Annotated in this window: 10 protein-coding genes; 8 read left to right on the plus strand and 2 right to left on the minus strand. The window is 64.6% G+C overall.

Annotated elements, in window-relative coordinates:
- From JOZ76_RS02530 to surE, 3 genes are all read left to right on the plus strand, one after another.
- Nucleotides 1-561, plus strand: a 561-nt coding sequence (locus JOZ76_RS02530; protein WP_366938532.1) for an aminoacyl--tRNA ligase-related protein, incomplete at its 5' end; no start/stop codon positions are given.
- A gap of 110 nt (nucleotides 562-671) precedes the next feature.
- On the plus strand, nucleotides 672-1040 hold the full coding sequence (locus JOZ76_RS02535) for a hypothetical protein (RefSeq protein ID WP_291697058.1): 369 nt from the start codon (nucleotides 672-674) through the stop codon (nucleotides 1038-1040).
- Nucleotides 1041-1278: 238 nt separating this feature from the next.
- Nucleotides 1279-2046: a 5'/3'-nucleotidase SurE gene (surE, locus tag JOZ76_RS02540; RefSeq protein WP_291697059.1), complete on the plus strand. Its 768-nt coding sequence runs from the start codon at nucleotides 1279-1281 to the stop codon at nucleotides 2044-2046.
- A gap of 21 nt (nucleotides 2047-2067) precedes the next feature.
- Here surE and JOZ76_RS02545 read toward each other — a convergent pair whose 3' ends face one another.
- The gene (locus JOZ76_RS02545; RefSeq protein WP_291697060.1) at nucleotides 2068-2445 is read right to left on the minus strand and encodes a response regulator; all 378 of its coding nucleotides are present in this window, start codon (nucleotides 2443-2445) and stop codon (nucleotides 2068-2070) included.
- Between the two features lie 189 nt (nucleotides 2446-2634).
- Between JOZ76_RS02545 and JOZ76_RS02550 the strand changes: the two genes are divergently transcribed.
- Nucleotides 2635-3285, plus strand: a complete 651-nt coding sequence (locus tag JOZ76_RS02550) for a protein-L-isoaspartate(D-aspartate) O-methyltransferase (protein WP_441299962.1) — start codon at nucleotides 2635-2637, stop codon at nucleotides 3283-3285.
- 108 nt (nucleotides 3286-3393) lie between these two features.
- Nucleotides 3394-4755, plus strand: a complete 1362-nt coding sequence (locus tag JOZ76_RS02555) for a peptidoglycan DD-metalloendopeptidase family protein (RefSeq protein WP_291697061.1) — start codon at nucleotides 3394-3396, stop codon at nucleotides 4753-4755.
- A gap of 15 nt (nucleotides 4756-4770) precedes the next feature.
- Here JOZ76_RS02555 and JOZ76_RS02560 read toward each other — a convergent pair whose 3' ends face one another.
- Nucleotides 4771-5742: an ATP-binding protein gene (locus tag JOZ76_RS02560; protein WP_291697062.1), complete on the minus strand. Its 972-nt coding sequence runs from the start codon at nucleotides 5740-5742 to the stop codon at nucleotides 4771-4773.
- 184 nt (nucleotides 5743-5926) lie between these two features.
- On the opposite strand from JOZ76_RS02560, the gene yajC reads away from it, so the two are divergent.
- The 3 genes from yajC to secF all read left to right on the plus strand — a co-directional run.
- Nucleotides 5927-6283 carry a preprotein translocase subunit YajC gene (yajC, locus tag JOZ76_RS02565; RefSeq protein ID WP_291697063.1) on the plus strand — a complete coding sequence of 119 codons (357 nt, stop codon included), beginning with the start codon at nucleotides 5927-5929 and terminating at the stop codon, nucleotides 6281-6283.
- Nucleotides 6284-6316: 33 nt separating this feature from the next.
- A complete protein-coding gene (gene secD, locus JOZ76_RS02570) occupies nucleotides 6317-7918 on the plus strand; it encodes a protein translocase subunit SecD (RefSeq protein WP_291697064.1) in 1602 nt (533 codons plus the stop codon).
- Between the two features lie 10 nt (nucleotides 7919-7928).
- Nucleotides 7929-8619: protein translocase subunit SecF (gene secF, locus JOZ76_RS02575; protein ID WP_291697065.1), on the plus strand; the 691-nt coding region annotated here is incomplete at its 3' end.

Below are 8619 nucleotides of genomic sequence, written 5' to 3' on the forward strand. Positions count from 1 at the left end.
ATTGTCGACGAAAAGCAGTTGCCGATGCGGCTGACCGCGCTCACACCTTGCTTCCGCGCCGAGGCGGGCGCGGCCGGGCGCGATACGCGCGGCATGATCCGACAGCACCAGTTCACCAAGGTCGAGCTGGTGTCGATCACGACGCCCGAGACTAGCAAGGACGAGCATGAGCGGATGCTGGCCTGCGCCGAGGAGGTGCTGCGCCAGCTCGACCTGCACTACCGGGTGATGACGCTGTGCACCGGCGACATGGGCTTCTCATCCCAAAAGACCTACGACATCGAGGTCTGGATGCCCGGCCAGGGCGACGGCGGGGCATTCCGGGAAATCTCCAGCTGCTCGGTCTGCGGTGATTTCCAGGCCCGCCGCATGGACGCGCGTTACCGCGCCAGCGACGGCAAGCCGCGTTTCGTTCACACCCTTAACGGTTCGGGAACCGCGGTCGGCCGCGCGCTGATCGCCATCATGGAGACTTATCAGCAGGAGGACGGCTCGATCGCCGTGCCCGACGTGCTGCAGCCCTATATGGGCGGCCTCAAGGTCGTTGCGCGGGAGCCATAGTTCGCGGCAAAAGTGCGGCGAAGCTGGGGCAGGCGCTTGCCAAAATGTGACCTCACGGTATTATTTCCATCGATTTCCGTGACCAATGACCTTTTTCGAAAGCGCAACCCATGGCGCTGCATCGGGATATCTATTGGCTCGGCCGACAGTGGGCCGTGACCGGTTTTGGGCTGCAGGCGATCGACCAGCGGCTGAAGGGTGCCTTCGATGTCGAAGGCGCCAAATTGTGGGAGGACGGCACCCTGGACCAGCTCCGGGCGCAGCCGTGGCTCAACGCGGCCGACCTCGACAAGGCACTTGCCGCTGCCCGCAAACGCTATCCGGAGCCTCCCCGCAAGGTTCTGTCGCCGGTCGAAGCGACGTTGCGCCTGAGCGAGTCCATTCTCTCCCAGCCGGCAAGGCTTTCGCCACAGGTTCTGAAGCTGAGTGCCGAAGGACAACTCGCGAAATTCTCGCCGCAATGGCGCATCCGGCGATAACACCTAACGGCCTCAGTTCATGACTCGTTGTGCCGGCCTTGTGCCGGGCATCCACGTCCTTCTTCCTCGTCGCGTCCAAGACGTGGATGGGCCGGGACTTCCGTCGCGGCGCGGCGTCCGAAGGACGCCATATTGCGATCTTTGCGGCGCGCCTTGCGGGTTTGCCTCATCTCCAATCAGCGGATAAGACGGCGGCCGAGACCACGGAATCGGCGGACGAACAAGGGCTTTTGGCGGAATGCGAATTCTGTGCACCAACGACGATGGTATTCACGCGCCGGGCCTCAAGGTGATCGAGCAGATCGCGCGCGAACTGTCCGAAGACGTCTGGATCGTGGCGCCCGAGCTCGATCAGTCCGGTGTCTCGCATTCGCTGTCGCTGAACGATCCGCTGCGCCTGCGCGAAGTCGGACCGCGGCACTTTGCAGTGCGGGGTACGCCCACCGACTGCATCATCATGGGCGCGCGCCACATCCTGGGCGACAAGCGTCCTGATATCGTGCTCTCCGGCGTGAACAGAGGCCGCAACGTTGCCGAGGACGTGGTCTATTCCGGCACCATCGCGGGCGCCCTGGAGGGCACCATTCTCGGCCTGCCGTCATTTGCGCTATCGCAGGAGTTCAGCATGGAGACGCGCGAACGGCCGGTGTGGGACACCGCGCTCAAATTCGGTCCCGGCATCCTGCGCAAGGTGATCGAGGCCGGCGTGCCAAAAAACACCGTCATCAACATCAACTTTCCTGCCTGTACGCCGGACGAGGTCGCGGGCGTCCGGGTGACACGACAGGGCACGCGCAATCTCGGTTTCCTGAAGGTCGACCAGCGGCGCGACGGGCGTGGCAATCCCTATTTCTGGATCGGTTTCGAGCGCGCCGCTATCCTTGACACGCCGGCGGAGGGGAGCGATCTGGCGGCGCTGGCGGCCAATTACGTTTCGGTTACGCCGCTCAAGCTCGATCGCACCGACGAGATCTTTTCCGCTGAATTGACCGACTTGCTAAAATGACCTCGCGCATCCGCCGACGGATCAGGCCGGCGTGCTCCGCAAGGCGGCGTCGATGGTCCGGCCCAGCGTGTCCAGCTGGAACGGCTTCTGCAGGGAGGGACGGTTGCGAAACTGTTCCGGCAGTCCCGACAGGCCGTAGCCGGTCGCGAAGATGAAGGGGCGCTTGCGCATCTCGATCACTTCCGCGACGGGTGAGATGATCTTGCCGTTGACGTTGACGTCGAGGATCGCGAAATCGAAATAGGCGGTCTCGGCGAGGCGGATCGCTTCATCGATGTCGCCGGCTTCTGCCGCCACGGCAAAACCGAGTTCCTCCAGCATGTCGGCAACCATCATCCTGATCATGACCTCGTCCTCGACCAGGAACACCGACCCGCGCGCCGGCCGCATTGCACTCATTCTGCCAGTCCTTGCCCATCCCCAACAACTTCCGCTAATTCGATACCGGGAACCATGTCAACATAGCCATATGGCGCGTTGAGCGCCATTGGTGTCGCCATTGCCTCGACTCGTCCATAAATGGCGGGACATCTCAACGCGAGGATGTGCCGGCGCGTTGCAGTTGCGAGCTGCGAACGAGACAAAAAGATGCCTGCGAGAGACGGTCCTCCCGAGAAAATGATGTTCCAGTTGACGCTGCGACGGCGCGGGATCAGCGACCAGGCAGTATTGCGGGCCATGGAGGAGGTGCCGCGCGAGGCCTTCGTCACCGAAGCCGATCGCGCGGATGCCTACCGCGACAGCGCGCTTGGGATTGCCTGCGGGCAGACCATCAGCCAGCCCTTCGTGGTCGCCTACATGACAGAGCAGCTGCAGCTGCAGAAGCGCGATCGGGTGCTCGAGATCGGGACCGGATCCGGCTATCAGGCGGCGATCCTGTCGCGCCTCGCCGCTCACGTCGTGACGATCGAGCGGTTCCGCACGCTGGCAGACAGCGCGCGGGAGCGGCTGCGGCGGCTTGGCTATCATAACATTGAAGTGCTGCTCGGAGACGGTTTTGATGTCCCGGGCGATGCGGGCCAATTCGACCGCATCATCGTGACCGCAGCGATGGAGCAAATCCCCGACAAGCTGCAGGAGCGGCTCGCGGTGGGTGGTATCCTGATCGCGCCGGTCGGCCCGCATCATGGTGTCCAGACCCTCGTCCGCGTCGTCAGGACAGCAAATGACTGGGAAAAAAAAGAGCTCGTCGATGTGCGATTTGTCCCGGCATTACCGGGCATTGCGCGTGAACTCTAAGCGTCTGGATTAGCAAGTCTCCCAACATCTTAGGCGTAGGGTTAAGCCGTTATTTACTCGCGATGTGTTTACTCAAAACGTGTGCTTGTTGCGTCCGAGTGAGTAACCATGTCGCCGATTTCCGCGTTGCTTTACTCGCGCCGTGTCCCGCAGATGGCGGCGCTGGCGCTGATTTCATTTGGTTTTGCCGGCTGCAGCGCCGACATGTCGTCGCGCCTGTCACAAAATCCGTTATCCAATCCTTTCGGTTATCAGGGTGATGCGACGGGCGCGGTCCAGCCTGCGCCACCGGCCGAGCCGGCGCGGCAGTCGCCGCAATATTCCCGCCCCCAAGCGTCCTACCCGGCGATCTCGGCGCCCCAGTCCGTTCCGCCCGCGGATGTCGGGGTGTCCGGAGGCGGGCGCGGTCTGGCCTCATATGCGCCATCGTCGCAGCCGAACTATGCACCGCCAGCGCCGCCAAAACTCGAGACCACCGCGTCGGTAAGGCCGCCGCGCTCGATCGCCGCAACTCATCCCGTAGTTGCCGCTCCCAACGGCGCCACGATCATCGTCGGCACCAGCGATACGCTCGAGATCCTCGCGCGTCGTTATAATGTCACGCCCGCGGCGATCCTCGCCGCCAACGGCTACAAGGGGCCGCGCGCGCTGTCGCCGGGCCAGCAACTGGTCATTCCGCGTCCCACGGCGACGGCTGCCGTGGCAGCTCCGGCCTTGCCCGCGGCGCCGAAGCCAGTAGCGGCCGTGCCCGCCGCGCCGAGTGTCCATTTCGTCAATCGTGGCGAAACGCTGATGGGCATAGCGCATCAGAACCACGTCTCGGTTGCGGAGATCGCGAAGGCCAACAACATCAATGCATCGGCACCCCTGAAGCTCGGTACGAAACTCGCCATTCCCGCCAAGGCTGCCCAGGCGGCTCAGCCCGCGGCCGCCGCGCCAGTCCAGGCGGTCGCGACCGCGCCGGTAGCGACCGCGAAGGTTGCTGCCGCCGGTGTGCAGCAGAGCGCAAGGCTTGCCCAGGCCGCGCCCACGGCCGAGGAGAACGAAGCCGCCGAGGCGCCGGTCAAGGCGGGCGAGGCGACCGGCGCGCTGCCGACATTCCGCTGGCCGGTGCGCGGCAAGGTGATCACGAGCTACGGCGCGAAGACCAATGGCAAATCCAATGACGGCATCAATCTCGCGGTCCCCGAGGGCACGCCCGTGAAGGCTGCCGAGGACGGCGTGGTCGCTTACGCAGGAAACGAGCTCAAGGGTTACGGCAATCTGGTCCTGGTGCGGCATTCCAACGGCTACGTCACCGCATATGCCCATGCGAGTGAACTGTTGGTGAAGCGCGGCGACTCCATCAAGCGCGGCCAGGTCATCGCCAAATCGGGTCAGACCGGGGAGGTGGGGTCGCCGCAGCTTCATTTCGAGATCCGCAAGGGATCCTCGCCGGTCGATCCGCTTCAATTCCTCAACGGCGCGTGAGGTCGCACGCCGGCGTCATTTGCCGCTCAGCCGCACGCCGAGGCGTCCGGCGAGCTCCTGGACGAACTGCCAGGCAACGCGCCCGGAGCGCGAGCCGCGCGTCGTCGACCATTCCAGCGCCTCGTGCTCCAGCTCCTCTTCGGCGAGGCTGATGCCGAAGTGATTGCAATAGCCCTTCACCATCGCGAGGTACTCGTCCTGGCTGCAGCGATGGAAGCCGAGCCAGAGGCCGAACCGGTCCGACAGCGACACTTTTTCCTCCACCGCCTCGCCGGGATTGATCGCAGTGGAGCGTTCGTTCTCGATCATGTCGCGTGACAGCAGGTGGCGCCGGTTCGAGGTGGCGTAGAGAATGACGTTTTCCGGCCGGCCCTCGATGCCGCCTTCCAGGACGGCCTTCAGCGACTTGTAGGACGCATCATTGCCGTCAAACGATAGGTCGTCGCAGAACACGACGAAGCGGAAGTCGGACCGGCGCAGCAGGTCCATCAGCGCGGGCAGGCTTTCGATATCCTCCCGGTGGATTTCGATCAGCTTCAGCCGCTCGGCTACCTCGCGCCTCAGATTGATGCTGGCATGCGCGGCCTTCACCAGCGACGACTTGCCCATGCCGCGTGCGCCCCAGAGCAGCGCGTTATTGGCCGGCAGCCCGTCGGCGAAGCGTTCGGTGTTCTCGATCAGGATATCGCGCATCCGATCGATGCCCTTGAGCAGTGCGAGATCGACGCGGCTCACCCGCGGCACCGCCGAGAGCCGGCCGTCGGGATGCCAGACAAAGGCATCCGCGTCCATGAACGATGGACCGCCGCCCGTCGCCAGCGTGCGTGCCGCAAGCCGCGCCGCAATCGCCTCCAGCGCCCGTGCGATGCGCTCGCCGGTCTCGTCGAAGCCGCCGGCCATGGGCGGTTTTGCCGCAACCTCGGCGGTCTTCTGTGCGGCTCGCTTCGCAGCAGTGCGGGCGGTCGTCTTGGAGGGCTTTTTCGGCATGGCTCAAGTTCCTGACTGCGCAGCCATATCGGGGCTTTACGGGGCCCGCAAGCCGCACCAAATGAAGGGCCGTCCAGCGTTGCAATTGGGACCGCGGCCGCTATAGTCCGCGCGAATTTGCCCGCACCGGAGGCCGCCAGGCGGCGCGTCCGGCCTATTCCCGTATCACGAGGACGAAAGACCGATGCTGATCACCCCTGCGTATGCCCAGGCCGCGGCCGGGGGCGATGCCAACAGCATGTTGATGTCGCTGCTGCCGTTCGCCCTGATCTTCGTGATCATGTACTTCCTGATCCTGCGGCCGCAGCAGAAGAAGGTGCGCGACCATGCCGACCTCGTGAAGAACATCCGCCGCGGCGACACGGTCGTGACCTCGGGCGGTCTGGTCGGAAAGGTCACCAAGGTGGTCGACGACGACCAGATCGAGTTCGAGATCTCCGATGGGGTGCGGGTGCGCCAGATGCGGCAGATGATCCAGGGCGTGCGGGCCAAGGGGGAGCCGGCGAAGGCGGACGCCAAGGACGAGACGGCCGCGAGCTGATTGGCTGCGCGCACATTTTGACAGGTCTACGCCATGCTGTATTTCACGCGGTGGAGGGCGCTCGGGATCATCCTGACAGCGCTGTTCGTGTGCCTCTGTGCCGTCCCCAATTTCTTCTCCGAAGCGACCGTCAAGACTTGGCCGCTCTGGGCGCAGCGCCGGCTCGTGCTTGGCCTCGACCTGCAGGGCGGCTCGTACCTGCTGTTGTCGCTGGACGCCAATTACGTGCGGAAGGACAAGCTCGACCAGGTCCGGGATGACGTGCGCCGCACGCTGCGCGACGCCAAGATCGGATATACCGGCCTTGCCACGCGCACCGACAGCGTCGAGGTCAGGATCACCCGGGATACCGAGGTGCAGACGGCGCTCGCCAAGCTGCGCGAACTGGCCCAGCCGCTCGGCGGGTTGATCGGCTCCGGCGGCCAGCGCAGCCTGGATGTATCAGACGCTGGCGGCGGGTTGATCCGCCTGACCGTGCCTCAGGCCGCCATCAACGAGCGCATCCGCCAGACCATCGAACAGTCGATCCAGATCGTCGAGCGCCGCATCAACCAGCTCGGCACCGTCGAGCCTGTGATCCAGCGCCAGGGCAGCGACCGCATCCTGGTGCAGGTGCCGGGCCTGCAGGACCCGACGCGGCTGAAGGACCTCCTGGGCAAGACCGCCAAGATGGAATTCCGGCTGGTCGACGAGAGCGTGCCGCCGGACCAGGCGCAGCGGGGTGGATTGCCTCCGGACGCCGAATTGCTGTGGAGCGCCAGCACGCCCAAGGTGCCCTACGTCATCAAGAAGCAGGTGCTGGTCTCCGGCGGCGATCTGACCGATGCCCAGCCCGGTTTCGACCAGCGTACCGGCGAGGCGATCGTGACTTTCCGTTTCAACACGGTCGGGTCGCGCAAATTCGCACAGGCCTCGACCGAGAATGTCGGCACGCGCTTTGCCATCGTGCTCGACAATGAGGTGATTTCGGCACCGGTGATCCGCGAGCCGATCACCGGCGGCTCCGGGCAGATTTCCGGCAATTTCACCGTGCAGTCGGCCAATGACCTTGCGATCCTGCTGCGCGCCGGCGCACTCCCAGCGCCACTGACGGTGATCGAGGAGCGTACCGTCGGTCCGGGTCTCGGACAGGACTCGATCGAAAAGGGCGAGCTTGCCGCCTATGTCGGCTCGATCATGGTGATCGTGTTCATGCTGCTCACCTACCGGCTGTTCGGCGTGTTCGCCAACATCGCGGTGACCATCAACGTAGCGATGATCTTCGGCCTGCTCTCGCTGCTCAGCGCGACGCTGACCTTGCCCGGCATCGCCGGCATCGTGCTCACGGTCGGCATCGCGGTCGATTCCAACGTGCTGATCTATGAGCGCATCCGCGAGGAGCTGCGCGGCGGGCGCACTGCGATCTCGGCGATCGACGCCGGCTTCAAGCGCGCGCTGTCGACCATCCTCGATTCCAACATCACCACCTTCATCGCCGCCGCCGTCCTGTTCTACATCGGCACCGGTCCCGTGCGTGGCTTCGCCGTGACGCTCGGCATCGGCATCATCACCACGGTGTTCACCGCCTTCACGCTGACCCGCCTGATCGTGGCCGGGTGGGTATGGTGGAAGCGGCCGCAGACCGTGCCGATCTAAGGGGCCGTCCTTGACTCATCTGGTTCTCATTTCTCTCGGTGTCCTGATTGCGGTGCTGACGGTCGTCAGCGCGCTCGGGCTGTTGCCGTCGCTGCGCATCGTTCCCGACGACACGCATTTCGACTTCACGCAGTTCCGTCGCATCTCGTTCCCGATCTCGGCGACGCTGTCGATCGTCGCGATCACGCTGTTCTTCACCCACGGGCTCAATTTCGGCATCGACTTCAAGGGCGGCACGCTGCTCGAGGTGCAGGCCAAGTCGGGGACGGCCGACATTGCCGCGATGCGCGCGACGCTGACCGCGCTCAATCTCGGGGACATCCAGCTGCAGCAGTTTGGCGGACCGGCCGACGTGCTGATCCGCGTCGCCGAGCAGCCGGGCGGCGATGCCGCCCAGCAGCAGGCGGTCAGCAAGGTGCGCGGCGCGCTCGGCGAAACCGTCGACTATCGCCGCGTCGAGGTGGTCGGTCCGCGCGTCTCCGGCGAGCTCTTGGCCTACGGCATGGTCGGCTTGATGCTCGCGATCTTCGCGATCCTGATCTATCTCTGGTTCCGCTTCGAGTGGCAATTCGCGCTGGGCGCCATGATCGCCAACGTCCACGACATCGTGCTGACAATCGGCTTCATGTCGATCTCGCAGGTCGACTTCGACCTCACCTCGATCGCGGCGCTGCTCACGATTCTCGGCTATTCGCTCAACG

It is taken from the genome of Bradyrhizobium sp. (assembly GCF_019244115.1).
Lineage (GTDB): Bacteria > Pseudomonadota > Alphaproteobacteria > Rhizobiales > Xanthobacteraceae > Bradyrhizobium.